Genomic DNA, 25,276 nt, shown 5'->3' with positions numbered 1-25,276 from the left:
CCCTCAAGCTCCCCCTACCAAAGGCCGAAGGGCCTTTGGAAACCATGAATTTGGAGCACGTGGGTTCAACCTGCGGACTCAAGGGGTCCAGGGGCCTTTCGGCCCCTGGCGGGTGGGGGTTTGGGGGAGGGCAGCGCCCTTCCCCAACACGCTACCCGCCCAGCGCCGCCCGCGCCGCCGCCAGCGCCTCATCGGCCTTCTCGCCCTCGGGTCCGCCGGCCTGGGCCATCTCCGGGCGGCCGCCGCCGCCCTTGCCGCCGACGGCCGCCGCCGCGGCGCGCACCAGCGCCACCGCATCGGCCTTGCCCTTCGCCGCCTCGCCCAGCGCGGCGACGATGCTGGCCTTCCCCTCGGCGGTGGAGACCAGCACCACCACATCCGCCGTGCCGCCCTTCAGGATGGCATCGGCGATGCCCTTCAGGTCGCGCGCCGGCGTCTCGCCCACATTGCGCAGCGCCACGCGCAGCCCGCCGATCTCCTCGGCCGCTGCGGCGCCGCCGCCGGTGGCGAGCTTCTTGCGCAGCTCGGCCAGCTCGCGCTCCAGCTTCCGCCGTTCCTCCACCAGCGCGGCAACGCGGCCCGGCACCTCGGCCGGCGCCACGCGCAGCGCCGCAGCCGTCTCCGCCAGGCGCTTGTCGCTTTCCTCGATCAGCTTCAGCGCCGCCTCGCCGGTCACCGCCTCCACCCGCCGCACGCCGGCCGCGACCGCGCTCTCGGAGACGATCTTGAACAGCCCGATATCGCCGGTCCGCCGCACATGGGTGCCGCCGCAGAGCTCCAGCGAGTAGATGCCGGACTTCTCCGTCGCCGCCGGGTCATGGCCCATCGCCACCACCCGCACCTCGTCGCCGTATTTCTCGCCGAACAGCGCCATGGCGCCGAGCTCGACCGCCGCATCCGGCGTCATCAGCCGCGTCACCACCTCGGCATTCTCGCGGATGCGGGCATTCACCTCCGCCTCCGTCCAGGCCAGGTCCTCGGCGGTCATCGGCGTGGGCTGGGAGACGTCGAAGCGCAGCCGGTCCGGCGCGTTCAGCGAGCCCTTCTGCGACACATGGGTGCCGAGGCGGCGCCGCAGCGCCTCATGCAGCAGGTGGGTGGCGCTGTGATGCGCGCGGATATTGGTGCGGCGCGCATGATCCACCTCCGCCTGCACGGCAAGGCCCGGCTTCGCCTCGCCATGCGCGACCGTGCCGAGATGGACGAAGAGGTCGCCGAGCTTCTTCTGGGTGTCCTTCACCACGATCCGGCAGGCCTCGCCGGCCGAGATCAGCCCGGTATCGCCCACCTGGCCGCCGCTTTCCGCATAGAAGGGCGTCTGGTTGAGGATGACCGCCACCTCGGCGCCCACCGGCGCGCTCTCCACCACCTTGCCGTCCCGCACCACGGCGAGGATCTCGCCCTCCGCCGTCTCCGTGCTGTAGCCGAGGAATTCGGTGGCGCCGAGCTTCTCCTTCAGGTCGAACCAGAGCGTCTCGGTCGCCGCCTCGCCGCTGCCGGCCCAGGCGGCGCGGGCGCGCTGGCGCTGCTCGGCCATCGCCGCCTCGAAGCCGGCGACGTCCACCGACTTGCCCTCGCTGCGCAGCGCGTCCTGCGTCAGGTCCAGCGGAAAGCCATAGGTGTCGTAGAGGCGGAAGGCGACCTCGCCCGGCAGCGTGCCGTGCTCGCCGAGCTTGCCGCTTTCCTCCGCCAGCAGGCCGAGGCCGCGCTCGAGCAGGGAGCGGAAGCGCGTCTCCTCCAGCTTCAGCGTCTCGGTCACCAGCGCCTCGGCGCGGACGATCTCCGGATAGGCGGCGCCCATCTGGCGGATCAGCGCCGGCACCAGCCGGTGCAGCAGCGGCTCGCGCGAGCCCATCATGTGCGCATGGCGCATGGCGCGGCGCAGGATGCGGCGCAGCACGTAGCCGCGGCCTTCGTTGGAGGGCAGCACGCCATCGGCGATGAGGAAGGTGCCGGCGCGCAGATGGTCCGCCACGACGCGGTGGCTGATCCTGAAGCGGCCATCCGGATCCTGGCCCGTGGCTTCCGCGCTCGCCAGGATCAGGGCGCGCAGCGTGTCGGTATCGTAGTTGTCGTGCTTGCCCTGCAGGATGGCGGCGAAGCGTTCCAGCCCCATGCCGGTATCGATCGAGGGGCGCGGCAGCGGCACGCGGGTGCCGGGTGGGCCTTCCTCATACTGCATGAAGACCAGGTTCCAGATCTCGATGAACCGGTCGCCATCCTGGTCCGGCGAGCCGGGCGGGCCGCCCGGGATCCTGTCGCCATGGTCGTAGAAGATCTCGGAGCAGGGGCCGCAGGGCCCGGTATCCCCCATGCGCCAGAAATTATCGCTGGTCGGGATGCGGATGATGCGGCTCTCCGGCAGGCCGGCCACCTTCTTCCAGATCGCCGCCGCGTCATCATCCTCGGAATAGACGGTGACCAGCAGCTTCTCCTTCGGGATGGCGAAATCCTTGGTCAGCAGCTCCCACGCATAGGGGATCGCCTGGTCCTTGAAGTAGTCGCCGAAGGAGAAATTCCCCAGCATCTCGAAGAAGGTATGGTGGCGGGCGGTGTAGCCGACATTGTCCAGGTCGTTGTGCTTGCCGCCGGCCCGGACCGATTTCTGCGCGGTGGTGGCGCGGGAATAGGGCCGCTTCTCCTGGCCGGTAAAGACGTTCTTGAACTGCACCATGCCGCTGTTGGCGAACATCAGCGTCGGGTCGTTGCGCGGCACCAGCGGGCTGCTTTCCACGACGGTGTGGCCGTTGCGGGCGAAGTAATCGAGGAAGGTGGCGCGGATGTCGTTGCTGCTGGTCATCGCCGTCCAATGGCCTCTCTGGGCATCCCGTGTCCCGGCCCCGATTCCGAGGCATCTCCGCGTCCTACCCCGTGCCGCCGGGGGCGTCGAGTCGCTCGCGTGCCGGTGCCCGGGGGAACGGCTCGGGACGCGGTCCACGGCAGCCAGGTGACGTTCCGCCGGCCGCGGCAACTGCTGCCCGGGCCACCCCGTTCTCCCCCGGCGTGCCGGCACGCGCCGTGCCGGCCAGACAGGGAGAGGCGACCATGGCCGACAGCATTCGCGACCTTCTCGAAATGTCGCTGCAGGACACCTACAGCGCCGAAACCCAGATCCTCGACGCCCTGCCCAAGATGCAGGAAGCGGCGAGCAGCCCGAAGCTGAAGCAGGCTTTCCAGGAGCACCTCGAGGTCACCCAGCGCCAGGTGGAACGGCTGGAGCAGGTCTGCCAGCAGCTCGGCATGGAGCCGGGGGGCGAGACCTGCGAGGCCATGGAAGGCCTGGTCGAGGAAGGCGAGGAGTTGATGGAGGAGCTGGAGCAGGGCCCGGTGCTGGACGCGGCGCTGATCGGCGCGGCGCAGAAGGTGGAACACTATGAAATGGCCGCCTACGGCACCCTGACCGCCATGCTGAAGGCGATGGGCGAAGCCAAATGCGCCGACCTGATGGCGCAGACGCTGAAGGAGGAGAAGGACACGGACGAGCTGCTGACCGAGATCGCCGAAGGCGAGGTGAACCCGGCGGCGATGCAGCAGATGCCGGCGAACGACCAGTCGGCGAGCCGCGGGGTAGCCTGATGAGAATTGAGGAAGGGCTCTGCCCTTCCTCAAGCTCCATCCCGCCAAAGGCCGAAGGGCCTTTGGAAACCATGAGTTCGGCGCTTCGTCCGGGTCGGCCTGGGGGCTGGCTGTGCCCAGCTGGCCGCGGCAACCCGCCTGGGCCTCGGGGCTCAGGGTGCCGCGCAATGGTGCTGCAGGGCGTTCCTAGTAGCGTCCCATTATCCCGGTCGGCGCGTCGGGGGTGACGAGGCCGCCGCCCTCATAGGCGCGGAGGGAGGGGTCGGACCAGCTGCCCGCATACTCCTCCCCGCGCATGCCGCCGCCGGCATAGGCGCGGTCCGCCTCGGAGGCAGGCGCCATGGCCAGGGAGCCGGCCAGCGCGCCATCCGCCATCGGCGTCATCCCAAGGCGCGGCGCAATGGCGGAAACGTAGAGCAACGTCTCCTCCGGCAGGATCCGCGCCCCGGCCAGCACCGCTTCCACCCGCTCGGGCCCGGCATTGTAGGCGGCGAGGAAGGCAGGGGCGCCGAAGCGGTCATGCATCTCTCGCAGATAGGCGGCGCCGGCGAGGATGTTGTCCCGCGGCTCATAGGGGTCTTCGCCCAGCCCGTGCCGGCGGCGCAGGCGGGCATAGGTGCCGGGCATCACCTGCATCAGCCCCATCGCCCCGGCCGGGGAGGTGATGGGCTGCCCATAGCCATCCACCTGCCGCCCGCCGCTCTCCTGCCGCATCACCTCGCGGATCCAGGCCTCCGGCACGCCGAAGCGCGCGGCGGCGCTGCGGAGATAGGGGCCCCAGGGGTCGTCCGGTGTCCCCGGCACGGGGTAGGTGCGGGCCGCCTGCGCCCGGTAGGAGGCGGCCGCGCTGCGCGAGGCGTCGAGGTCGTAGCCGTAATCCCCGCGGCCGTCATAGCCGCGCCGCCCGTCCCAGGCGGTGCCGTAGTAGCCCGTGCCCCCGCCGCACCCCGCCAGCAGCAGCATCGCCGCCGCGGCCCAGACTCCCCGTGCCATGCCAGGCGCCCCCCCCGACGCCGCACGCAGCATAGCCAACTCCGCCCGGCCGAAAAAACCCATACCGGGGTCCGGAGGTGCCCCTTCTCCATCACCTGACTTCGAACTGCCCAGGTCGTGTCAGTTCATCCTCTGCCACCCGGCGACCTGATAGCCCTTGGCGCACGACGCTGCCGTTGAGTTGTCGATCATTGCCTGCGCGATGGGGAAGAACGAGGTCCGGCTGCCCTCAGCGCGGCACTCCTTGATTTCGCCGGTCGGAGGGTTGGGACGAACACCTCCCATCCCACGCACCCCGATAAAGCCAAGCACGCCACCCCCAACCACCGCATCATCCGGCCTCCCTGTCAGGGTTGAGGACGATATCCTGCGAGGAGCGCGAATGGCCATTTTCTGCGGAGGGTCGTGCAGCCTGGCCGGGCGCGCCGTCCAATCCGATCAGGGCTGGTAGAGTGGCAGGCGACGCATATCTTGCTTGCAGTCCCAGACGCTGGCGTGATGCCATTCTCCATGACCGATGCACCCCGTTCCGATACCCGCCTGGATCGCGACCTTATCGCGCTGCTTGACCATGCACTGACATTGGTTGCGGACCGTCTCACCCCCGAGCAGCGTGCGCTGCTGCGGGATCAGGCCGACAAGATGGGGGCAGGGCTCAGCGGCCATATCGAGCGTCATTGCTCGCATGAGGTGCAGCTTGCGTTGCTGAACCGTTCAGAGGCCGGACAGCTCAACCCGGATGGCGGGGTTGTGGGGCACCCAGGGGACCCGGCGAACCCACACCAGAAGGACGGCTCGACCGACGCCGAAGGATCCGGCGATGTTTCGGCGATCCCTACTGCTTAGGTCGCTGCCTGGCGTTCCTTTGCTCGCCGGCAGCCAGCTGCTAGAGCATGCTGCGTTCGCTTGCGCTCACGCAGCATGCTCCAGGCCGTTGTTTTGCGAGCATCTTCACGCCTTCAGATGATTCCCTCTGAACGCGATCTGCTCTAGGGCGCGCGAGCCCCCAGCCTGACGCTCAACGGGCAATGGTCCGAAAGCCTGTCCCGGAACCGCGGGTCCCGCTCCTCATACACCATCACCCGCAAGCTGCCCGGCACCAGCCAGCGCCGCGCCGGCCCGCCCAGCAGGATCTGGTCGATGAACCGCCGCCCGCCGCGCCCACCCGTCCAGCAGGGGTCGGAGACCCCCTCCGTCACCCGGGTCAGCGGCCCGGCCGCGGTCAGCCGGCGCAGCAGCGCATCCTCCGGCCCGGCCATCGCCCGGTTGAAATCGCCGAGGATCGCGAAGGCCGTCCCCTCCGCCTGCCGCGCCGCCACCCAGCCGGCCAGGATCTCCGCCTGCCGGTCCAGGCTCTCGCAGGCCTCGCCAGCGCCGAGCGGCGCCTCTCGGCAGCCCGCGATCAGGTGGATGGAGAGCAGGCGCAGCGGGCCGGCCGCCGTCTCCACCGTGATATCCGTGCCGCGGCGCAGCGAGAAGCGCGCCCGCGGCCGCAGGTCCAACCCCGCCAGGTCCGGGTTCTGCCGCACCCGCAGCCCGCGCCTCACCGCGAAGCCGGTGCGCTGCAGGTCCGCCTCATCCGGAAAGAAGAAGGCATAGGCGCCTGGGTCCAGCACCAGCGCCGCAGCCTCCGGCCCGTCCACCTCCTGCAGCGCCAGGATGTCGGCATCCAGCCGCTGGGCATAGCGCTTCAGGCGCTCGAGATCCGCCGCCGCGCGGGGCGGCTGGTCGCGTGGCAGCTCGGCGCTGCGGAGGGTGAGCCAGGCGATGTTCCAGCTCGCCAGCTTCAGCTCGGCGGCCGATGCGGCGATCGGCAGGAGGAACAGCGAAAGCAGCAGCAGAATCGTCCGGCGCATGGCCGGAGCTTGCCGGCGATCGGCCAGGCTGGATAGGCTGGCGCATGCTTCGGCTCCTCGCCGCCCTGCTGCTGCTCGCCCTTCCTGCCACGGCCCAGGATGCGCGGCCTGCCCGCGCCGCCGCCAGCACCCTCCCCGCCGCGCCCCTTGCGCCCGCCGCCGCCCTGGCCGGCCTGCCCGAGCAGCTCGCCGGCTGGCAGCGCGGCACGGTGACGGATTTCGAGGCGCGGTCGGGCGGCGCCGGGCTCGGCGCGGGGGTGGAGTACCGGCCGGGCCCGGCCCAGCCCGGCGTCGCCACGATCTATCTCTATGACCGCGGCCGCCACGGGCTGCTGCCGGACCCCGCCGGGCCGGACATCGGCGCGGAGATGGCGACCGCGCTGCAGGAGGTGGACAGCCTGGCTGGTATCCGCCGCTACCAGGTGGCGGAGCGCCACCCGATCCCCGCCCCTGCCGGTCTGCGCTGCGAAACCCAGACCCTGGTCTTCGAGGGCGGCATCCGTGCGGAGAGCCCGGTCTGCCTGGGCGTGGTCCGGGACCGCTTCCTGAAGCTCCGCCTCACCCTGCCGGCGAGCCAGCCGGGGGCGGCCGAGGCGCTGGCCGGGCAGTTCGCTGACGCCGCCCTGGCCGGGCTGGGCGGCTGGTGACCGGGGACCGAAGCCCGCCGCCCGCATGGCACAGTCCGGCCCTGGGATGGCCGCCCCTGCCGCCTGTGGCCTGCCTGTCGCAGCGGATCGGGCGCGGGGCATGGCGACCTGGCCCGGCCCCGTCCGCGGCGCGCCCCATGGCCAAATTTCCGTGCAGTTTGTAATAGGCGCCGCTGGGTCCGGCGAGCACCCGCCCGCCGGCCGCGCCATGCCTGGCCCAAGACACAGGGGGAGCCCCGTATGCGACTGGCAGTTCTGAAGGAACGCCGGCCTGCCGAAACCCGCGTCGCCGCCACGCCTGAGACGGTGAAGAAATTCATCGCCCTTGGCCTGACCGTCGCGGTGGAGGCGGGTGCCGGCGTCTCGGCTGGCATCCCGGATGCGGAGTACGCCGCCGCCGGGGCCGAGGTGGCGCCCGACGCCGCCGCGGCGCTGGCCGGCGCCGGCATCGTGCTGAAGATCCGCGCCCCGCTCGGCGCCGGGGAAGGCGCGGTGGACGAGCTGGCGCTGATCCCGCGCGGCGCCCTGCTGCTCGGCCAGTTGCAGGCGACGCCGGAGATGGCGGAGGGCTACGCGCGGCTCGGCATCGATGCCGGCGCCATGGAGCTGCTGCCGCGCATCACCCGGGCGCAGAGCATGGACATCCTCTCCTCCCAGGCGAACCTCGCCGGCTACCGCGCCGTCATCGAGGCGGCCGGGGCCTTCACCCGCGGCTTCCCCATGCTGATGACCGCCGCCGGCACAATCCCCGCGGCCAATGTCTTCGTCATGGGCGCGGGCGTGGCGGGGCTGCAGGCCATCGCCACCGCCCGGCGCCTCGGCGGCCGCGTCTCGGCCACCGATGTGCGGCCGGCGGCGAAGGAGGAGATCAAATCCCTCGGCGCCAGCTTCGTCGGCTATGAGGACGAGGAGAGCCGCGCGGCGCAGACCGCGGGCGGCTATGCCAAGCAGCTCTCGGCCGAGTTCTATGCCAAGCAGGCCGAGGTGATCGCCACGCATATCGCCAAGCAGGACATCGTCGTCACCACCGCCCTGGTGCAGGGCCGCAAGGCGCCGACCCTGGTGACGGAGGCGATGGTGGCCAGCATGAAGCCCGGCTCGGTCATCGTGGACATCGCTGCCGATGCCGGCGGCAATGTGGCGCTGACGAAGCCCGGGGAGGCGGCGACGACGCCGAATGGCGTGACCATCCTCGGCTACCACAACTGGCCGGGGCGGATCGGTGCTGCCTCCTCCGCCCTCTTCGCCCGCAACCTGCTGACCTTCCTGACGACCTTCTGGGACAAGGAGGCCAAGGCGCCGAAGCTGCCGGCGGAGGACGACATCGTGAAGGGCGTGCTGCTGACCCGTGGCGGCGCCGTGATCCACCCGAGCTTCGCGCCCGCCAAGGCGGCCTGAGGAGAACGTCATGAATCCGACTGACCTGGCCAACCAGGCCACGGCCACGGCCAACCGCGCGCTGGAGCTGGCCGAGGCGGCCCGCCGCGCGGCGGAGGCCGTGGCGCCCGTCGCCCAGGCCGCCGAGCCCTTCCTCTACCTGCTGACCATCTTCCTGATGGCCTGCTTCGTCGGCTACTACGTGGTCTGGAACGTCACCCCGGCGCTGCACTCGCCGCTGATGGGCGTGACCAACGCCATCTCCTCGGTCATCGTGGTCGGCGCCATCCTGGCCGCCGGCACGGCGGACAACACCCTGGCCCGCATCTTCGGCTTCATCGCCGTGACCCTCGCCGCGGTGAACATCTTCGGCGGCTTCCTCGTCACGCGGCGGATGCTCGCCATGTTCCAGTCGAAGAAGAGGGGCTGAGGCGATGGCGACGATTTCCACCCTCGCCTACCTCGTCGCGGCCGTCCTCTTCATCCTGGCGCTGCGCGGGCTTTCGCATCCCGAGACCAGCCGGCGGGGCAATCTCTACGGCATGATCGGCATGGCGATCGCCATCGTGGCGACGCTGTTCCACCACGGCATGGATATCGGCGGCATCGTGCTGATCCTGGTCGGGCTCGCGCTCGGCGGCAGCGTCGGCGCGGTGGTGGCCAAGCGCATCCAGATGACGGCGCTGCCGCAGCTGGTCGCGGCCTTCCACTCCCTGGTCGGCATGGCCGCGGTCTTCGTCGCCGCGGGCGCCTTCTACAGCCCGCAAAGCTTCGGCATCGGCACGCATGGGCATATCCACACCCAGAGCCTGATCGAGATGTCGCTCGGCATCGCGATCGGCGCCATCACCTTCTCCGGCTCGGTCATCGCCTTCGCCAAGCTGGACGGGCGGATGTCCGGCGCGCCCATCATCTTCAAGGGCCAGCACCTGCTGAACGCCGCGCTCGGCGTGCTGCTGCTGGTGCTGGTGATCAGCTTCGTCGCCACCGGCAGCCCGCTGCTGTTCTGGCTGATCGCGCTGCTCTCCTTCGCGCTGGGCTTCCTGCTCATCATCCCGATCGGCGGCGCGGACATGCCGGTGGTCGTCTCGATGCTGAACAGCTACTCCGGCTGGGCGGCGGCGGGCATCGGCTTCACCGTCGGCAATCTGCTGCTCATCGTGACCGGCGCGCTGGTCGGCGCCTCGGGTGCCATCCTCTCCTACATCATGTGCAAGGGGATGAACCGCAGCATCATCAACGTGCTGCTGGGCGGCTTCGGCGCCGAGGCGGGCGGCGCGGCGGCGGGTGGCGGCGCCGGGGCAGAACGCGCCCCGGTGAAGGCGGGCAGCCCGGAGGATGCCGCCTTCATCATGAAGAACGCGCAGAAGATCATCGTCGTGCCCGGCTACGGCATGGCGGTGGCCCAGGCGCAGCAGGTGCTGCGGGAGATGGGCGACCTGCTGAAGAAGGAGGGCGCCGAGGTGGAATACGCCATCCACCCCGTCGCCGGCCGCATGCCCGGCCACATGAACGTCCTGCTGGCCGAGGCCAACGTGCCCTATGAGGACGTCAAGGAGCTGGAGGAGATCAACCCGGAATTCGCCGAGGCCGACGTGGCCTATGTGATCGGCGCGAACGACGTGACCAACCCGGCGGCGAAGACCGACAAGTCCAGCCCGATCTACGGCATGCCGATCCTCGACGTGGAGAAGGCCAAGACGGTGTTCTTCGTGAAGCGCGGCATGAGCAGCGGCTATGCCGGCGTGGACAATGAGCTGTTCTTCCGGCCGAACACCATGATGCTGTTCGGCGATGCGAAGAAGGTGACGCAGGAAATCGTCCAGGCGTTGCAGAAGTAGCGTCGAGGAAGGGCCCTGCCCTTCCTCGAATCCCATCCCGCCCGAGCTACCTGGGGCGGGGTCCGGGGCCGAGCCTTGGCCCCGGCGGGGGGTGGCGGCACTGCCGCCAACGGGGCAGAGCCCTGCCGGCGGCTCGGACCGAGCCGCTAACCGCCCCGCAGAGTCTCCCGCAACGTCCGCCCCGCATAATCGCGCCGGAACAATCCTCGCCGCTGCAGCTCCGGCACCACGAAGCGGCCGAATTCCTCGAACATCCGGGGCGAGATGGTGGGCCAGAGGATGAAGCCGTCGCAGGCCCCGGCGGTGAACCAGGCCTCCATCCGGTCCGCCACGCTCTGCGCCGTGCCCACCAGCAGGCCGCGCGGCTTCCGCGCCGCCTCGGCGAAACTGATGCCCTGCTGCCGCGCCACCTGCAGCACCCGGTTGCGGGAGCCCTCGATGCCGGTGTTCCCGGCCGCCGCCACCGCCTCCGCCTCGGTCTGCGCCTTGGTCAGGTCGGCGCCGATCATCGCCGAATTCCAGGCCAGCACCAGCTCGGGGTCGGAGAGGGTCTCCAGGTATTCCGCCTTCTCCCGGGCGATCGCCTCCGTCTCGCCGATGACCACGGCCAGCGAGGGCAGCACGGCGCACTCCTCCGGCGCCCGGCCGTAGCGGGCCATGCGGGCGGAGAGATCGGCCCGGTAGGCGGCGGCGTCCTCCGCCGTCTCGGCATTGACGAAGACCAGCTCCGCCCAGCGCGCGGCGAATTCCCGGCCGCGATCGGAGGAGCCGGCCTGCATCAGCCCCGGCCGCCCCTGCGGGCTGCGTGGGATGGAAAGCGGGCCGCGGGTGCGGACATAGCGGCCTTCGTAATGGGCGTAGCGCACCTTGGCGGGGTCGGCGAAGCGGCCGCTCGCCTTGTCCAGCAGCAGCGCGTCGGGCTCCCAGCCTTCCCACAGGGCGCAGCAGGCCTCCAGCACCTCATCCGCCTGGTCGTAGCGCAGCTCCTTCGGCGGCAGCCGGTCCATGCCGTAATTGCGGGCCTCGAGGTCGGTGGCGGAGGTAACGATGTTCCAGGCGATGCGGCCGCCGCTGACATGGTCCAGCGAGGCGAGCGTCCGGGCCAAATGATAGGCCGGGTAGAGGGTGGTGGAGAGGGTGGCGCCGAGGCCGAGATGCCGCGTCACCCGCGCCATCAGCGGCAGTACCGCCAGGGGATCGAGGTAGGAGATCTGTCCGCCGCGGCCGAGATGGGTGGCGAAGCCATCCCTGTAGGTGTCCGAAAGGCCGAAGGTGTCGGCGAAGAAGCAGCCATCGAAGCGTGCCTCCTCCAGCACCCGGGCCAGGTGCTCGTAGCGCTCCGGCTGCAGGATGTCGTCCAGCGGGCTTTCCGGATGGCGCCAGGCGCCGGGGTAGTTGGCGGTGGGGCCGGTCTTCAGATAGGCAACCAGATGCATCCGGCGCTGGGTCATCGGCGGGGCTCCTTGCGCCGCGGGGCCGGGGCGGGCCGGGCGTTCCTGCGGGCGCGCGATTCACGCTGTTCGGCGAGGCCGTCTCAAGCGATGGCGCGCCATGCAAGCGCTATTCCGGCGGCAGCAACACCTCCACCCGGTTCCGTCCCTCCGGCAGCCGGGCATGATGCACCGCCTGGGCGGTGCGCCGCACCAGGGCCAGGCCGAGGCCGCCCTGCCCTTCCCCGGCGCCGGGCGGCGCCGCCAGAGGCCGGCTGGGATCGAAGGCGAGGCCGGCATCCTCCAGCCGCAGCATCCAGCCCGCGGGGCCGAGCCAGGCGCTCAGCGCCACCTCCGCCGCGCCGCCATGGCGCAGCGCGTTCAGCGCCAGCTCCTCCAGCACCAGCTCCGCCCGGGCGATGGTGCGCGGCCCGGCGCCCGCGGCGCGCAGATGTGCCGCCAGCTCGGCGCAGGCCGCCGCCAGCTCCGCCGCCATCGCCGCTCCGCGGGGCCGGATCAGCCGGCCGAACGCCTCTGTCGTCATCTGCCTGCCGGCGCCCGCCGGACCCATATCCCGGGGCAGGATCGCCGGCGGCAGCAGATACGGGAAGGGCCTCGCGATCTGTTCGGACAGGCCGTGCCCGGAGCCGCCTGCCGGTGCCGCCCCTCGGGCGTGCCGCCCGGGCCGCCGATTGGAGCAGCCTCCGACCTGATGGATCACGGCGTGATCCATCAGTTCGGAGAGAGTTGTTCTAGGCACCGAGCCGGGCGAGCGCCTCCTCCTCCGTCGCCGCGACGGGGATCATCTGGTCGAGGGCGACGGTCTCGAACACCTCCGCCACCTCGGGCTGCGCGGCGAAGAGCACCATCCGCCGGCCGCGCCGCTGCAGCGCCCGGGCCACGCAGATGAGCAGCCGGAGGCCGAAGGAGGAGCAGAACTCCACCTCCCGCAGATCCACCAGCGCATGCCGGTCCACGCCGGCCACCGCCGCGGTGAAACCGAGCTCGATCGCCTCCGCCCCCAGCGCGTCCAGCCGGCCGCTCATCGCCACCAGGTTGGTCGAGCCGTCCCTGGCCGTCACCCGGTATTCCATGGTCCCGTCATACCCCGGTAGGCGCCCGTCAGGAAACGCTCACGGAAGCGTCAGGGAAAGTCCACGGAGAGTATCGAGACGTCGTCGTCGAAGCCCTCCGGCCCCGCCGCCTCCCGCGCCCGGGCCAGCAGTGCCTCCGGCACCGCCTCCAGCGGCGTTGCATGCGGCGGCAGCCATTCCGCCAGCGCCGGGAAGCCCCGGCGCCCGCCCCGGGGCCGCGCCGTCTCGAACACGCCGTCGCTGCACAGGGTCAGGCGGGCGGCGGACGGCAGGGTGGCCTCGAAGGCGGGGAAGCTCGCTGCCGCCAGGGTGCCGATGGGCGGCGCCTTGGCCGCCAGCGCCACCCGCCCGCCGGCGGTCTCCAGCAGCGCCGGGTGGTGGCCGGCGGCGGCGAAGCGCAGCCGCCGCGCCGGCAGATCCGCCACCCCGTACCACATGGTGAAGAACAGCCCGCCCTGCTCCTCCATCCGGAAGCTGGCATTCAGCCCGGCCAGCACCGCGGCGGGGTCCGGCCCCGCCCTGTCCCGCAGCAGGTTCATGACCGAGGCGGCGAGCAGGGCGGACTCCATCCCGTGCCCCGCCACATCCATGAGGTAGATTGCGAAGCGCCCCGCATCCAACCAGCGATAGCCGAAGGCATCCCCGCCCAGGCTGGCGGAGGGCAGGAAGCACCAAGCCGCCCGCACCGGCCCGCCCTCTATGGGCGGGGGCAGCAGGGCCTGCAGGTAGCGCCGCGCCCGGTCCAGGTCCCGTGCCTCCGCGGCCGCCCGCTCCATCTCCGCCCGCGAGCCGCGCTGGTAGTCCAGCCGGAAGGGCCCGATGCCGATCCGCGCCCCGGGGCCGAGCGCGACCGGCGCCGCAATGCGCACCCCATCCACCATGGACCCGTTGGTGGAGCCCAGGTCCGCCAGCACCGCCCTGCCCTCTACCAGACGCAGCACGGCATGGTTGCGGGAAACCTCCGGGGCGGGCAGGACCAGATCGTTCCCCGCCACCCGGCCAATGCGTAGCGGCGCCGGGCCGAGCAGCAGGCGCCGCGGCACCTCCCCCGGCGCATGCAGCACCAGCGCATGCACCAGCGGTTCCGCCGCCACTGGCTCCGGCGCCGGGCGGCGCATCAGGGTGGAGTCGGCGTCCTCGACTGACATCGCCCTGTCATGATTTCGCATACGGCTTTACAACATTCTCCCCCCGCGGGGCAATGGCCGGGCGCTTGCCCGGCCGCCGCCGTCGCGGCATGAGGCGGAAAACCCGGAGGAAACCCATGCCCAGCCCCACCCGGCGCGATGCCATTGCCGCGGGCCTGGCCACTGCCCTTGCCCTGCCGGCCTTCCCCGGCCGGGCCCAGGCGCCCAGCGGCCGCCCCATCACCATGCTCGTTCCCAACCCGCCCGGGGGCGGCACGGATTTCGCAGCGCGGCTGTTCCAGGAGACGCTGGCCCGGCTGCTCGGCCAGCCGGTGGTGATCGACAACAAGCCGGGCGCCAATGGCAACATCGCCATCCAGGGGGTGGTGCGGGCGGCGCCGGACGGGCTGACCCTGCTGATGCAGTATTCCGGCTACCATGCCGGCAACCCGGCCATGATCCCCAACCTGCCCTGGGACCCGGTGCGGGACCTGGCGCCGGTGGGCATGGCCACCGTCGCGCCGCACGCCATTCTGGTGCCGGCCAGCCTGCCGGTGCGGACGCTGCAGGAGTTCATCGCCTATGCGAAGGCGCGGCCGGGGCAGCTCAACTACGCCTCCTCCGGCAATGGCTCCGTCCAGCATATCGGCGGCGTGTTGTTCTCCAAGGCCATTGGCGTGCCGATGGTGCATGTGCCCTAGCGCGGTGCGGCGCCGGCGTTGCAGGACGTGGCAGGCGGGCGGATCGAGCTGTTCGTGACGACGCCCTCCTCCGCCATCGGACTGATCCAGGGCGGGCAGGTACGGGCCCTGGCCATTGCCAGCGCGGCCCGCATCCCGGCGCTCCCGGAGGTGCCGACCACGGCGGAGGCTGGACTGCCGGGCTTCACCGTCGATGCCTGGTTCGCGGTGTTCGCCCCCGCCGGCACACCGCGCCCGGTGCTGGAGCGGCTGAACGCGGCGATGCGGGAGGCGACCCAGGACCCTGACCTGCGCCGCCGCGCCCAGGAGGGCGGGGTGGTGCTGCAGCCGCTGACCCTCGCCGAGATGGATGCGGTGGCGCGGCGGGAGATCGAGGAGCTGGGCGGCGTGATCCGCAGCGCGGGGATCCGGCTGGAATAGCGGGCAGGCCCGCGCGCCGGGCGGGCCATTGCTTCCTGGCGCGCCGCCGGACAGGGGCGGACCCGCCGCCCCTGAATCTCCTTTCGTAGGCCACTCCGCGCGCTACGCCGTGCCCGGCCGGGAGCGGCGCCTTGTGGCCGTGGCTCAGCGGCCCGGCCCACCGCTATGGGCCCGTTGCACCTGCTGCCGAGGACACGGCGCCCAGGCTATCGTTACGGCAAATATTCTACCACAAGGCGATATTATACTTGTGATGAAATCACAGCTCCGCGACGTCAGAATGAAGCGCATTTTTCGATTATAGTCCGGCCCGTTGCCGTACGGAGTCGGGCGCGCATTGATGGATTACGCACCGACGTCCTCGGCAGGCGGGAAAGTGCGGCACGTTCCTGGCCCTGTTACTTTCACCTATCCAATAATCGGGGGTCATCAAGCATGTTCGATTCGACTCAAAACTGGTTTCTGCCTGCTGAATACGGCCATGAAGTAGCGCCGCGTTGGTTGATTACCGATTTCTCCAGCATTCAAGTCGACGCCGACACCATCAGGACAACGATCACCGCCATCTCCTATCCTGAGGAGATCCATATCGACGCCCCGCGGGAAGGCGTGGTCCTGAGCGGAGGCGGGCCGGGCAGCAGCGATCTGCTGGTCCAGATCGACGGCCAGACATTCCACATTGAAAGTTATACCACCGGAAGGGGCGCCGGTTGGCATGGCGAGGTGACCCCCGGCTTGGTGGACCTGATACAACAGAGCGCCACCGTGGTCAGCGACACCACCTCCGGCTTCACCGAGACGGTCGTCTTCGACATGGATGGCGACCCCACCGCGTCCTACAACGCCATTGTCTCGAACATCAGCGGCGACCTGGACCAGACGATCGTGGGTCAGGTCTTCTTCCTCAAGGAAGCGGTGTTCTCCGACGGGACGGTCGTCGACCTGTCCCTGGACACGTCCTTCCCCATCACTGGCACCGAACAGGACGATGTCCTGTACGGCTTCGGACGGGTCGGGTATCGCGCCTCGACGACGCTGCGCAGTGACACCATCGACGGCTTCGGCGGGAACGACCATCTCGACGGGCTCGGGGGCGCCGATCTCATGCGCGGCGGCGAGGGCGACGACACGCTGATCGGCGGCAACGGCAATAGCGGCGGAGATCCCGGCGAGCGCGACACCCTGGATGGCGGCGCCGGCGAAGACCTTGCCGATTACAGCGGCGCCAATGTCCGCGTCGCCGCCACGCTGGGCGACCCCGGCACGCCAGGGATCGCGGTGCACGGGAACCCTGCCGACGTGCTGCTCTCGATCGAGCACATGATCGGAACCCGATTCGGCGACGAGATCACCGGCAATGACCAGGCCAATGCCTTCTCCGGCGGCGATGGCGATGACTACCTTTCCGCTGCAGGCGGCAACGACACGCTGATCGGTGGCGGCGGCGCTGACACCATGATCGGTGGCTGGGGTGACGACCTGTTCCGATTCACCGCACTCACCGACAGCACGCTGGCGGCACCGGACCGGATCCTGGATTTCGAGGCCGGTGACAGGATCGACGTCTCGGCGATCGACGCGAACAGCGCCCTGGCCGGTGACCAGGCCTTTCTTCAGGTCGTCGCCTTCACTCAGGCGGCAGGCGAGTTCACCCTCGTCTATGACGCGGCAACCGATGTCACGACCGCCGCCTTCGATGCCACCGGAGATGGGAACGCCGACATGGCCATCCTGCTGGCGGGCGATGTGACTTCGCTGACGGATTGGTGGATGCTGTAACGCGCTTCCCCGGCGTTACGGGATCCATTCGCCAGCCCCGGCCCGCCTCTCGGGCCGGAGCCTCCCTGGCGCGGCTTGCGGCCCCGCCGTTTGCGCAAGCTCCCCGATGACGCCGAGGGGGGATGCGATCATGCATCCCGCTCCTCCTTCAGCCACGTGATTCACCTCCCTTGAGGAATACGCCTCAGGCCATCGCGTGTGGACCCGCGCCAGGCAAGGCCGGCCGGCGCGCGTCACGCCACCTTCAGCCCGGCGAGGAACTCGCCGGAGCGGGTGCGCAGCGTGCCGGCATGGTTGGAGAGACCATCCGCCGCGCCGAGCAGCGAGGCCGCCGCCTCCCCGGTCTCCACCGAGGCGCGCTGCACATCCTGGATGCTCTTGACCACCGCCGTCGTGCCCTCGGCGACCTGGGCGGCGCTGCGGGCGATCTCCCGTGTTGCGCTGCCCTGCTCTTCCACCGCCGCGGCGATGGCGTTGGTCACCTCGTTCATCCGCTCGATGGTGGCGCCGATGCTGCGCAGCGCCGTCACCGCCGCGCCGGTCGCGCCCTGGATGGCGCCGATCTGCTGGCTGATCTCCTCGGTAGCCTTGGCGGTCTGACCGGCCAGGGCCTTCACCTCGCTCGCCACCACGGCGAAGCCCTTGCCGGCCTCGCCGGCGCGAGCCGCCTCGATCGTCGCGTTCAGCGCCAGCCGGTTGGTCTGGCCGGCGATGTCGCCGATGAGGCGCACCACATCGCCGATGCGCTGGGCCGCCTGGGCCAGGCCCTGCACCGTGGCATCGGTCGCCTGGGCTTCCTCCGCCGCGGCGCGCGCCACCTGGGCGCCATCCGCCACCTGCCGCGTGATCTCGGCGACCGAGGCCGCCAGCTCCTCGGCGCTCGCCGCCACCGCCTGCACGTCGGAACCGGCGCGGGTGCCGGCGGCGGCGACCGAATCCGCCTCCTGCCCCGAGGTCATGGCGGCGGCCGACATCGCCTCCGCCGCCTGGTGGACCTGCGCCGCGGCGGCTGCCACGGCCTCGACCACGCCGCCGATATCGGCCTCGAACTTCGTCGCCATGCGGACCTGGCCGGTCACCGGCGTCCAGACCAGCATGGCGCTGGCATAGCTGCCATCGGCGTCGCGGATCGCCGTCGCGGTGACGTCGAGCACTTCCTCGCCCAGGGCGATGCGGCTGCGCTGCGGCAGCCCGTCCGGCTCGGCCAGCTTCTCCCGCTGCCGCGCCACCTCGGGGCCCAGCGCCTCCAGCCCCTGGCCGACCACCTCGGCGGCGGGCACGGCCAGCGCGCCCTCCACCTGGCCGAGCAGCTGCCTGGCATGCGGGTTGAGGTAGCCGATGCGGAAATCCTGCTTGGGATCGGCCGTCATCAGCGCGATGGGGAGCTGCTCCAGCATCTGCTGCTGGGCGAAGGCGCGCTGCACCGTACCGCGCAACTCCTCCAGCGCGGTGGCGATGTTGCCGATCTCGTCGTGCCGGTCGCGGTCCGGCACCGTCACCGCGGCATTGCCGCCGGCGATGGTGCGCAGCACGCCGACCATGCGGCGCAGGGGCGTGCCGATGGCGCGCGAGGACAGCCAGCCGGAGAGTACCAGCATGGCGGCGACGGCCAGGCCGAAGCCCAGCACCGCCTGCTGCACCCCCTCCGTCGCGGCGGCGCTGGCCGCGGCGCTGGCGGCCGCCTCCTGCTGCAGGAGCTGGCCGGCCTCGGCCAGCAGCGCCTCCAGCCGCTCCCGCGCCGGCACCGTCTCCTCCGCCCGGGTCTTCTCGCCGCGTTCGGAGAGCTGCACCACCTCCAGCGCCGCGGCGGCGATGGCGTTCGCCACCTCGACCAGCCGGCGCAGATCGCCCGCCGCCGTGCTCGCCACCGGAATGGAGCCGAGCGCGCGCTGATGCACCCGAAGCTGCGCCGCCGCCCGCCGTACCCGGCGCGCCTGGCCCTCCTCCGTCGTCGCCAGGTAGCGCTGGCTGCCGAGCCGGACCTCGTTCACTGCGGCATGGAAGGTGAGCACGCGCTGCCGCGCCTCGTCCCGCGAGTCCGCCGGCACGTCGATGTCGAGCATGCTCGTCACCGCCTCGAAGGCCTGGTCGTATTCGTTGGAGCGGGGGAAGAAGGTGCCGTCGCGCTGGGCGATCAGCGCCAGCCGCAGATCGGTGAGCTGGCTGAGCGTGCGGCCATAGGTCTCAAGCGCCTCCCGCGCCTCGTTCAGCCGGGCGATCACCGCCTCGGAGGCCGAGGCCTCGACCGTTGCTTGCAGCCGCTCGGTCAGCACCCGGAGATCCTCGCTCACCGCCTGCCGCAGCGGGGCGATCGCCGCCTCGGTCTGCGAGGTCATGATCTGCTGGATCTCGGACGCCACCTTGAGCGAGTAGCCGGCGGCGACCTGGGCGCCGAGCTGGGCGCCCTTGGCCCGCCGCTCGACATCGAGCTGGTCAGCCGCCTGCCCGAGCTTCATCGACACGATGCCGACCAGCGCCGAGAGCAGCATGACCGCCACCAGCACGCTGGTCGCCAATTTCTTGCCGACACTCAAATTGCGGAAGAATCGCATGCGGCTAGGCCCTCCTCGGCAAGGAGGATGCAGGAAAAGGCTTAGGAGAAGCTGAAGGTCCCGTCATCCGGCCACTGTGCCGCCCCGGGGGTCCCGCCTGCCGGCCGGACCCGGCCGGCGCCCGCCCCCTCGACAGCCGGCGCGCCCCGCGCCAGTGTCCGGCAACCCCAGGAGGCCCCCATGCTCTTCGATTTCAGCCAGATCGCGCCGCAGGATGCCTACAAGCTTGTCGTGTCCTCCGTCGTGCCGCGGCCGATCGCCTGGGTGGTGACGCAGGATGCCGCCGGGGTGGTCAACGCGGCGCCCTACTCCTTCTTCAACGCCTTCTCCGACAACCCTGTGGTGGTTGGCATCGGCTGCGGCCCGAAGGCGCCCGGCGCGCTGAAGGACACCGCCGCGAACATCAAGGAAACCGGCCAGTTCACCGTCTGCCTGGTGCCGGAGCAGGCGATCCACGCCATGAATGCGACGGCCGTGGACTTCGCGCCGGAGGTGGACGAGTTGAAGGAGGCCGGCCTCACCGCCCTGCCCTCGGCGAAGATCAGGCCGCCGCGCATCGCGGAGAGCCCGGTGGCGCTGGAATGCGAGACCTTCCAGCTCGTCCCCGCCGGCCGCCACACCATCGTGCTGGGCAAGGTGCTGGCCATCCACATCAAGGATGATTGCGTGCTGGACGCGGCCAAGTGCTACGTCGATACGCCGAAACTGAACCTCGTCGGCCGCATGCATGGCCGCGGCTGGTACACCCGCACCACGGACCGGCTGGAAGTGCCGCGGATGACGGTGGCGGAGTGGGAGGCGAAGAAGAAGGCGGCGGAATAGCCCGCCCGCCGGCCGCCACGATGCCCGGACGCCGCGCCGGATGACCTCCGAAGCCGGAACCCTGCCCGCCGCCCGCCACCCCGCCTCGCCGCCCCGGCGCCGCCCGGGCTGGGCCTGGCTGGCCCTGCCGCTGGCCGGGCTGGTGGCGGCGCCGCTGCTCGCCGTGCTGGCCACGGCGGTGCGGCCGGCCGGGGAGGTATGGCACCACATCCTCACCACCACCCTGCCGGAGATGCTGGCCAATACGGCGGTGCTCGGCCTGCTGGTCGGGCTGCTGGCGGCCACGGCCGGGGTGGTCTCCGCCTGGCTGGTCACCGCCTGCCGCTTCCCGGGTCGGAACGCGCTGGAGGTGGCGCTGCTGCTGCCCATGGCGATGCCCGCCTATGTCTGCGGCTATGCCTATACCTGGCTGCTGGATGTCGCCGGGCCGGTGCAGACCGCGCTGCGGGATGTCACCGGACTGCGCTGGGGCCAGTACTGGTTCCCCGAGATCCGCAGCCTGCCAGGGGCGGCGTTGATGCTCGGCATGGTGCTCTATCCCTATGTGTACCTGCTCTGCCGCGCCGCCTTCCAGCAGCAGAGCGTGGCGCTGCTCGAGGCCTCCCGCACCCTCGGCCATTCCCTGCCGCGCTGCTTCCTCCGCCTTGCCCTGCCGCTGGCCCGGCCGGCCATCGCCGGGGGGGTGGCGCTGGCGCTGATGGAGACGCTGGCGGATTTCGGCACGGTGCAGCATTTCGCCGTCCGCACCTTCACCACCGGCCTCTACGAGGCCTGGTTCGGCCTCGGCGACCGCGGCGCCGCCAGCCAGCTCGCCGCCTGCCTCATGGGCCTCGTTGCCCTGCTGCTGCTGCTGGAGCAGCTTTCCCGCGGCGGGCGGCGCTTCCACCCGACCACCGGGCGGCAGCCGCCGCTGCATCCGGTGCCCTTGCGGGGCTGGAAGGCGGCGCTGGCGGCGCTGGCCTGCGCCCTGCCCGTCGCCCTCGGCTTCCTGGTGCCGGCCGGCACGCTCCTCGCCCTGATGCTGCAGGTGGGGGATCCGCTGGAGCCGGCGCGCTTCCTGCCCTTCGCGCGCAACTCCCTGGTGCTGGCGGGGCTGGCCGCCACCGTGGCGGTGCTGATCGCCGCCTTCCTCGCCTGGGCGGCACGGCTGGACCCGCGCCCCTCGCTCCGCGCCGCCAACCGGCTGGCCGGGCTCGGCTATGCCATCCCCGGCTCAGTCATCGCCGTCGGCACGCTGGTGCCGCTCGGCCTGTTCGACAATGCGCTGGATGGCTGGATGCGGGCGCGCTTCGGGATCTCCACCGGGCTGCTGCTCTCCGGCAGCATCGCGGCGCTGGTCTTCGCCTATCTGGTCCGCTTCCTCGCCATCGCCCTCTCCTCCGTCGAGTCCGGCCTTGCGCGGCTGAAGCCGAGCCTCTTCGCCGCCGCCCGGGTGCTGGGCGCCCGCCCCGCCGCCGCCATCCGGCGGGTGGAGCTGCCGCTGCTGCGCGGCAGCCTGCTCACCGCCTTCCTGCTGGTCTTCGTCGATACGATGAAGGAGCTGCCGGCCACTCTCATCGTCCGCCCCTTCGATTTCGACACGCTGGCGGTACGGGTCCACAGCCTGGCGGCGGACGAGCGGCTGGCGGAGGCAAGCACCGCCGCGCTGCTCATCGTCCTGGCCGGCCTTTTTCCGGTCTTGGCGCTGACCCGGGCGATGCGCCGGGGCTGACATGAGACGGCGCACGGATCACAACTCAGTGGGAGTCGCCCTGCATGGGTCGCGCCCCCGCCCTGTCTTCCCGATAGTCGGGCGGCATCGGGTGCCGCACGGGGCCCAGTGCCGGGCAGATGGACGGGATCAATGCCGGGCCTTGCTGGGCTGACCGATACCGACACACTGGCTCCGCATGGGGTGCTTATTGTGGCGTTTGGAACTGATTTTGTTACATGCTGTTTCGGATACCGCGACTTTCCTGGCCTCTCGGTTCATTCCTCTCGTACCCGGCATGCTGCGGCTGCGCCGGCAGGACCTGATCCCTCCCTGGGCCGCCGGGCTCTTCGGCGCCTTTATCCTGCCCTGCGGCGCCGCCTAGGCGATGCATATCCGGACGCTGCGGCATGTGGATTACCGGGTGCAGGGGGCGTTGAAGGCGGTCACCGCCGCGGTGTCCGTCGCCACCGCGATCCTGCTCTGGCCGCGGCTGCTGGCGGCGCCCTCGATGCAGGCCTTGGCCATGGTTGACGAAAGCCTGCCATGCGAGGTGGCGGAGCGGCGGGAGGCCGAGATGCGGGCCCAGCAGAGCGAGGCGCTGCTGGCCGGCTTCTTCACCCATATCCCGGACGCCCTCTTCATCGTCCGGGCCGGCGCCGAGGGGCCGGTCTTCGAGACGGTGAACCCGGCCTTCTGCCGGCTCTTCGGCATGGAGCGCGCGGCGCTGGAGGGGCTTGTCCCGGCGGCGCTGCTGGAGGCGGAAGCGGCCGCCGAGTTCACCGCCGAATTCGCGGCCTGCCTGGCCCGCCGCGAGAAGCGGGATTTCGAGACGACGGTGAGCGCAGGCGAGGCCCAGGGCGGCGGGACGCGGCACTGGCACACCCTGCTGGTGCCGCTGCCCGGGCCGGAGGATGAGGCGCCGCGGCTGCTCGGCAGCCTGCGCGACGTGACCGAGCTGCGCCGGCTGCAGGCGGAGCTGGTGGAGACGGCGCGGCGGGCGACGATCGGCGCCATGTGCGCCGGCGTGGCGCATGAGATGAGCCAGCCCCTGAACATCATCGGGTTGTGGGCGGAGCGCGCCCGGGCGGCGATCGAGGCCGGCGGCGCCGCGCCGCGCCGGGCGGTGGAGGTGGTGCTGGCGCAGACCAAGCGCCTCGCCGCCCTGCTGGACCGGATGCGGGAGCTGGCGCGCGACGCGCCGAGCGGGGCGGAAAGCTTCGATGCCGTGGCGACTGCCGCGGCGACGGTGGAACTCGCCCGCCGTTCCTGGCAGCTCGAAGGGCTGGAGGTCTCCCTGGAGCTGCCGGGCACCAGCTTCCTGCCGGTGCACGGCCGCGAGGCGCAGTTGGAACAGGCGCTGCTGCATCTGCTGGAGAATGCCCGGGATGCCGTGCTACGCCGCCGGGCCCAGGACCCCGCCGCGCCGGCCCGCATCACGGTGAGCCTGACCGCCGGGGCGGAGCCGGGCCGGGCGGTGATCGCCGTGCGGGACACCGGCGGGGGGGTGCCGGCGGCGATCGCGCCGAGCATCCTGGAGCCCTTCGTCACCAGCAAGGATCCCGGCCAGGGCACGGGACTCGGCCTGCCCATCGCCGCCGGGCTGCTGCGGGCCATGGGCGGGCGGCTGGCCTGGACCAATTGGGCGGAGGGGCTGCCGGAAGCAGGCGCCGTCTTCCGCCTCATCCTGCCCCTGGCGGGCAGCAGCGGCCGGACAGCATGAGAATGCCCTTGCGGGTGCTGATGGCGGAGGACGAGGACCTGGCGGCGGAGGTCCTGCAGGAGGTGCTGGAGGATGCCGGCTTCGAGGTGCTGCTGGCGCCGGACGGCCAAGCGGCGCTGGAGCTGGCGGCGGCCGGCGCCGGCTTCGACGTGCTGCTGACCGATCTCCGCATGCCGCGGCTGGACGGAAGGGAGCTGATCCTCCGCCTGCGGGCGGAGCGGCCGAGCCTGCCGGTGGTGGTGATGACCGGCTTCGCCCCGCCGGAGGGCCCCGAGCGCCTGCATGATGGCAGCGGCCCCCTGCGGCTGCTGACCAAGCCGATCGACCTCTCCGGGCTCGTCTCCGCACTGCGGGCGGTGGCGCACGAGGGCTGAACCGGCGACGGGCGGCGTGCCATCCACGGCGCGGGGCAGAGTGCGCTCATGATCGCCTGCCCTCGCCCGCTGGCCTATCCATAGGTGGGCTGCGAAGGCCGCGCGAGGCCCCGGGACTTCAGCGACTCGGAAGCCCGGAAAGCCGTTGCGCGGCTTTGCGGGGAAACTCAGTCGGGCCGCCGGACGCGCTGCGGCGCCCGGCAGCGGCGGGCCCCATGCGCCGGCGCAGGGACCCGTCATATATGGCTGTCCTGGCGGCGGCCGGGGCCCCTTCCCCGGTCGCACGCCGGTTCAGGCGGCGGCCGGCATGGCCTCGTTCACCTCCCGCGCCATGCCCGGAATCAGCAGCGCATCGGCCAGCGCCCAGGTGCCGGTGGCGACGAAGCCCAGCAGACCGAGGCCGCTCCAGATCAGCGGAATGGAGACGATGGTGATGGCCGCCATCCCGGCGGCCGAAAGGCTGCGGCCGAGATAGAGGCGGTGAAGCCCGACCAGGCCGAACAACGCCCAGATGACATAGGCCAGGCCGACGGATCGGCGGCCACCCGGAAACAGAACGGCGTCCATACTACTCCCCTTGCCGGTCGCGGCCCCGCCGACGGCAACGCCGACGGCCCCCCGGAGCCGCACCGCAGACAAAGAATTGCGGCAGCGTGACACCGAAGGGAAGCCGTTTCGTCAACCGGAGCGGCAAGCCGACGGGGCGTGGCCCTGGTGCCACGGCCAAGGCCAGCGAGTGAGGTTGCATGAGACCGCGCCTGCCATGCGGAGGCGGCGCGGCGACGCCCTGGACAGCCCGGCCACGCGGCTTCGCGCCCCCGGGGCGGCCTGCTAGCCTTGCGGCGGAGACGCCGAGGAGCGCAGGCATGATCGAGTTCTGGACCTGGAACACCCCCAATGGCCGCAAGATCAGCGTGGCGCTGGAGGAGATGGGCCTGCCCTACACGGTGAAGCCCGTGAACATCAGCAAGGGCGAGCAATTCGACCCGCATTTCCTCTCCTTCAGCCCGAACAACCGCATCCCGGCGATCATCGATCCCGAGGGGCCGGACGGACGGCCCATCTCGGTCTTCGAGAGCGGCGCGATTCTGCTCTACCTGGCGGAGAAGACCGGCCGGTTCCTGCCGCGGGATCTGCGCGCCCGGGTGCAGGTGCTGGAATGGCTGATGTGGCAGATGGGGGGATTTGGGCCCATGCCGGGCCAGGTGCACCATTTCCTCATGCAGCCGGACGGGCCGGCCAAGGAGTACGGCTTCAACCGCTACCATGCGGAG

General features: G+C 71.3%; 22 protein-coding genes and 1 pseudogene. 14 read left to right on the top strand and 9 right to left on the bottom strand.

What is annotated here, in order from left to right:
- Window positions 1-151: 151 nt before the first annotated feature.
- The gene (gene alaS, locus NJ376_RS21125) at window positions 152-2,800 is read right to left on the bottom strand and encodes an alanine--tRNA ligase (RefSeq protein WP_252955261.1); all 2,649 of its coding nucleotides are present in this window, start codon (window positions 2,798-2,800) and stop codon (window positions 152-154) included.
- Window positions 2,801-3,045: 245 nt separating this feature from the next.
- On the opposite strand from alaS, the gene NJ376_RS21120 reads away from it, so the two are divergent.
- Window positions 3,046-3,576, top strand: a complete 531-nt coding sequence (locus NJ376_RS21120; RefSeq protein WP_252955260.1) for a YciE/YciF ferroxidase family protein — start codon at window positions 3,046-3,048, stop codon at window positions 3,574-3,576.
- A 186-nt stretch (window positions 3,577-3,762) separates the two neighbouring features.
- Here NJ376_RS21120 and NJ376_RS21115 read toward each other — a convergent pair whose 3' ends face one another.
- A complete protein-coding gene (locus NJ376_RS21115) occupies window positions 3,763-4,569 on the bottom strand; it encodes a lytic transglycosylase domain-containing protein (RefSeq protein ID WP_252955259.1) in 807 nt (268 codons plus the stop codon).
- 510 nt (window positions 4,570-5,079) lie between these two features.
- Between NJ376_RS21115 and NJ376_RS21110 the strand changes: the two genes are divergently transcribed.
- Entirely contained in the window at window positions 5,080-5,415 is a 336-nt protein-coding gene (locus tag NJ376_RS21110) for a hypothetical protein (protein WP_252955258.1), read from the top strand.
- 143 nt (window positions 5,416-5,558) lie between these two features.
- Here the strand turns inward: NJ376_RS21110 and NJ376_RS21105 are convergent, their stop codons facing one another.
- Complete coding sequence (locus tag NJ376_RS21105) at window positions 5,559-6,425, bottom strand: endonuclease/exonuclease/phosphatase family protein (RefSeq protein ID WP_252955257.1); 867 nt, start codon at window positions 6,423-6,425, stop codon at window positions 5,559-5,561.
- Window positions 6,426-6,469: 44 nt separating this feature from the next.
- Between NJ376_RS21105 and NJ376_RS21100 the strand changes: the two genes are divergently transcribed.
- From NJ376_RS21100 to NJ376_RS21085, 4 genes are all read left to right on the top strand, one after another.
- Window positions 6,470-7,072, top strand: a complete 603-nt coding sequence (locus tag NJ376_RS21100; RefSeq protein ID WP_252955256.1) for a hypothetical protein — start codon at window positions 6,470-6,472, stop codon at window positions 7,070-7,072.
- Between the two features lie 240 nt (window positions 7,073-7,312).
- Complete coding sequence (locus tag NJ376_RS21095) at window positions 7,313-8,470, top strand: Re/Si-specific NAD(P)(+) transhydrogenase subunit alpha (protein ID WP_252955255.1); 1,158 nt, start codon at window positions 7,313-7,315, stop codon at window positions 8,468-8,470.
- 10 nt (window positions 8,471-8,480) lie between these two features.
- Window positions 8,481-8,879, top strand: coding sequence for an NAD(P) transhydrogenase subunit alpha (locus tag NJ376_RS21090; protein ID WP_252955254.1), 399 nt, complete (start codon window positions 8,481-8,483; stop codon window positions 8,877-8,879).
- Window positions 8,880-8,883: 4 nt separating this feature from the next.
- Window positions 8,884-10,290 (top strand): NAD(P)(+) transhydrogenase (Re/Si-specific) subunit beta, encoded by a 1,407-nt coding sequence (locus NJ376_RS21085; protein ID WP_252955253.1) that lies wholly within the window; start codon window positions 8,884-8,886, stop codon window positions 10,288-10,290.
- A 146-nt stretch (window positions 10,291-10,436) separates the two neighbouring features.
- On the opposite strand, the gene NJ376_RS21080 is transcribed toward NJ376_RS21085, so the two are convergent.
- The 4 genes from NJ376_RS21080 to NJ376_RS21060 all read right to left on the bottom strand — a co-directional run bounded on the left by NJ376_RS21080 (window position 10,437) and on the right by NJ376_RS21060 (window position 13,962).
- Window positions 10,437-11,741: an NtaA/DmoA family FMN-dependent monooxygenase gene (locus tag NJ376_RS21080; protein ID WP_252955252.1), complete on the bottom strand. Its 1,305-nt coding sequence runs from the start codon at window positions 11,739-11,741 to the stop codon at window positions 10,437-10,439.
- 109 nt (window positions 11,742-11,850) lie between these two features.
- Window positions 11,851-12,264, bottom strand: coding sequence for an ATP-binding protein (locus NJ376_RS21075; protein ID WP_252955251.1), 414 nt, complete (start codon window positions 12,262-12,264; stop codon window positions 11,851-11,853).
- 208 nt (window positions 12,265-12,472) lie between these two features.
- Window positions 12,473-12,814, bottom strand: a complete 342-nt coding sequence (locus NJ376_RS21070) for an STAS domain-containing protein (RefSeq protein ID WP_305880011.1) — start codon at window positions 12,812-12,814, stop codon at window positions 12,473-12,475.
- A gap of 50 nt (window positions 12,815-12,864) precedes the next feature.
- Window positions 12,865-13,962, bottom strand: a complete 1,098-nt coding sequence (locus tag NJ376_RS21060; protein WP_305880010.1) for a PP2C family protein-serine/threonine phosphatase — start codon at window positions 13,960-13,962, stop codon at window positions 12,865-12,867.
- 53 nt (window positions 13,963-14,015) lie between these two features.
- Between NJ376_RS21060 and NJ376_RS21055 the strand changes: the two are divergent.
- Window positions 14,016-15,062, top strand: a pseudogene (locus NJ376_RS21055) (Bug family tripartite tricarboxylate transporter substrate binding protein).
- A gap of 435 nt (window positions 15,063-15,497) precedes the next feature.
- Window positions 15,498-16,841, top strand: a complete 1,344-nt coding sequence (locus NJ376_RS21050; RefSeq protein WP_252955250.1) for a calcium-binding protein — start codon at window positions 15,498-15,500, stop codon at window positions 16,839-16,841.
- Window positions 16,842-17,074: 233 nt separating this feature from the next.
- Here the strand turns inward: NJ376_RS21050 and NJ376_RS21045 are convergent, their stop codons facing one another.
- Window positions 17,075-19,393: a methyl-accepting chemotaxis protein gene (locus NJ376_RS21045; protein WP_252955249.1), complete on the bottom strand. Its 2,319-nt coding sequence runs from the start codon at window positions 19,391-19,393 to the stop codon at window positions 17,075-17,077.
- A gap of 180 nt (window positions 19,394-19,573) precedes the next feature.
- Between NJ376_RS21045 and NJ376_RS21040 the strand changes: the two genes are divergently transcribed.
- The 5 genes from NJ376_RS21040 to NJ376_RS21025 all read left to right on the top strand — a co-directional run bounded on the left by NJ376_RS21040 (window position 19,574) and on the right by NJ376_RS21025 (window position 24,002).
- Window positions 19,574-20,215, top strand: coding sequence for a flavin reductase family protein (locus NJ376_RS21040; RefSeq protein WP_252955248.1), 642 nt, complete (start codon window positions 19,574-19,576; stop codon window positions 20,213-20,215).
- 40 nt (window positions 20,216-20,255) lie between these two features.
- Window positions 20,256-21,926 (top strand): ABC transporter permease, encoded by a 1,671-nt coding sequence (locus NJ376_RS21035; RefSeq protein ID WP_252955247.1) that lies wholly within the window; start codon window positions 20,256-20,258, stop codon window positions 21,924-21,926.
- Window positions 21,927-22,104: 178 nt separating this feature from the next.
- A complete protein-coding gene (locus tag NJ376_RS29500; protein ID WP_456309673.1) occupies window positions 22,105-22,290 on the top strand; it encodes a hypothetical protein in 186 nt (61 codons plus the stop codon).
- Window positions 22,291-22,293: 3 nt separating this feature from the next.
- The gene (locus NJ376_RS21030) at window positions 22,294-23,628 is read left to right on the top strand and encodes a PAS domain-containing sensor histidine kinase (protein WP_252955246.1); all 1,335 of its coding nucleotides are present in this window, start codon (window positions 22,294-22,296) and stop codon (window positions 23,626-23,628) included.
- Window positions 23,625-24,002 (top strand): response regulator, encoded by a 378-nt coding sequence (locus tag NJ376_RS21025; RefSeq protein WP_252955245.1) that lies wholly within the window; start codon window positions 23,625-23,627, stop codon window positions 24,000-24,002. The genes NJ376_RS21030 and NJ376_RS21025 overlap by 4 nt, the downstream gene beginning before the upstream one ends.
- A 291-nt stretch (window positions 24,003-24,293) precedes the next feature.
- Here the strand turns inward: NJ376_RS21025 and NJ376_RS21020 are convergent, their stop codons facing one another.
- The gene (locus NJ376_RS21020) at window positions 24,294-24,569 is read right to left on the bottom strand and encodes an NINE protein (protein ID WP_252955244.1); all 276 of its coding nucleotides are present in this window, start codon (window positions 24,567-24,569) and stop codon (window positions 24,294-24,296) included.
- Window positions 24,570-24,868: 299 nt separating this feature from the next.
- Between NJ376_RS21020 and NJ376_RS21015 the strand changes: the two genes are divergently transcribed.
- Window positions 24,869-25,276, top strand: a 408-nt coding sequence (locus tag NJ376_RS21015) for a glutathione S-transferase family protein (RefSeq protein WP_252955243.1), incomplete at its 3' end; no start/stop codon positions are given.

The sequence above is a fragment of the Siccirubricoccus soli genome (assembly GCF_024178315.1).
Lineage (GTDB): Bacteria > Pseudomonadota > Alphaproteobacteria > Acetobacterales > Acetobacteraceae > Siccirubricoccus > Siccirubricoccus soli.
The sequence above is the reverse complement of the archived record's forward strand: the minus strand, read 5'-3'. Positions and strand labels throughout refer to the sequence as shown.

Excerpts from the sequence above, each read along its gene's own strand:
- NJ376_RS21070 (WP_305880011.1), bottom strand. The coding sequence starts at position 12,814 with ATGGAATACCGGGTGACGGCCAGGGACGGCTCGACCAACCTGGTGGCG.
- NJ376_RS21045 (WP_252955249.1), bottom strand. The coding sequence starts at position 19,393 with ATGCGATTCTTCCGCAATTTGAGTGTCGGCAAGAAATTGGCGACCAGC.
- NJ376_RS21105 (WP_252955257.1), bottom strand. The coding sequence starts at position 6,425 with ATGCGCCGGACGATTCTGCTGCTGCTTTCGCTGTTCCTCCTGCCGATC.
- NJ376_RS21100 (WP_252955256.1), top strand. The coding sequence starts at position 6,470 with ATGCTTCGGCTCCTCGCCGCCCTGCTGCTGCTCGCCCTTCCTGCCACG.
- NJ376_RS21050 (WP_252955250.1), top strand. The coding sequence starts at position 15,498 with ATGTTCGATTCGACTCAAAACTGGTTTCTGCCTGCTGAATACGGCCAT.
- NJ376_RS21080 (WP_252955252.1), bottom strand. The coding sequence starts at position 11,741 with ATGACCCAGCGCCGGATGCATCTGGTTGCCTATCTGAAGACCGGCCCC.
- NJ376_RS21030 (WP_252955246.1), top strand. The coding sequence starts at position 22,294 with ATGCATATCCGGACGCTGCGGCATGTGGATTACCGGGTGCAGGGGGCG.
- NJ376_RS21095 (WP_252955255.1), top strand. The coding sequence starts at position 7,313 with ATGCGACTGGCAGTTCTGAAGGAACGCCGGCCTGCCGAAACCCGCGTC.
- NJ376_RS21025 (WP_252955245.1), top strand. The coding sequence starts at position 23,625 with ATGAGAATGCCCTTGCGGGTGCTGATGGCGGAGGACGAGGACCTGGCG.
- NJ376_RS21110 (WP_252955258.1), top strand. The coding sequence starts at position 5,080 with ATGACCGATGCACCCCGTTCCGATACCCGCCTGGATCGCGACCTTATC.
- NJ376_RS21060 (WP_305880010.1), bottom strand. The coding sequence starts at position 13,962 with ATGTCAGTCGAGGACGCCGACTCCACCCTGATGCGCCGCCCGGCGCCG.
- NJ376_RS21085 (WP_252955253.1), top strand. The coding sequence starts at position 8,884 with ATGGCGACGATTTCCACCCTCGCCTACCTCGTCGCGGCCGTCCTCTTC.
- NJ376_RS21035 (WP_252955247.1), top strand. The coding sequence starts at position 20,256 with ATGACCTCCGAAGCCGGAACCCTGCCCGCCGCCCGCCACCCCGCCTCG.
- NJ376_RS29500 (WP_456309673.1), top strand. The coding sequence starts at position 22,105 with ATGGGGTGCTTATTGTGGCGTTTGGAACTGATTTTGTTACATGCTGTT.
- NJ376_RS21075 (WP_252955251.1), bottom strand. The coding sequence starts at position 12,264 with ATGACGACAGAGGCGTTCGGCCGGCTGATCCGGCCCCGCGGAGCGGCG.
- NJ376_RS21090 (WP_252955254.1), top strand. The coding sequence starts at position 8,481 with ATGAATCCGACTGACCTGGCCAACCAGGCCACGGCCACGGCCAACCGC.
- alaS (WP_252955261.1), bottom strand. The coding sequence starts at position 2,800 with ATGACCAGCAGCAACGACATCCGCGCCACCTTCCTCGATTACTTCGCC.
- NJ376_RS21120 (WP_252955260.1), top strand. The coding sequence starts at position 3,046 with ATGGCCGACAGCATTCGCGACCTTCTCGAAATGTCGCTGCAGGACACC.
- NJ376_RS21020 (WP_252955244.1), bottom strand. The coding sequence starts at position 24,569 with ATGGACGCCGTTCTGTTTCCGGGTGGCCGCCGATCCGTCGGCCTGGCC.
- NJ376_RS21040 (WP_252955248.1), top strand. The coding sequence starts at position 19,574 with ATGCTCTTCGATTTCAGCCAGATCGCGCCGCAGGATGCCTACAAGCTT.
- NJ376_RS21115 (WP_252955259.1), bottom strand. The coding sequence starts at position 4,569 with ATGGCACGGGGAGTCTGGGCCGCGGCGGCGATGCTGCTGCTGGCGGGG.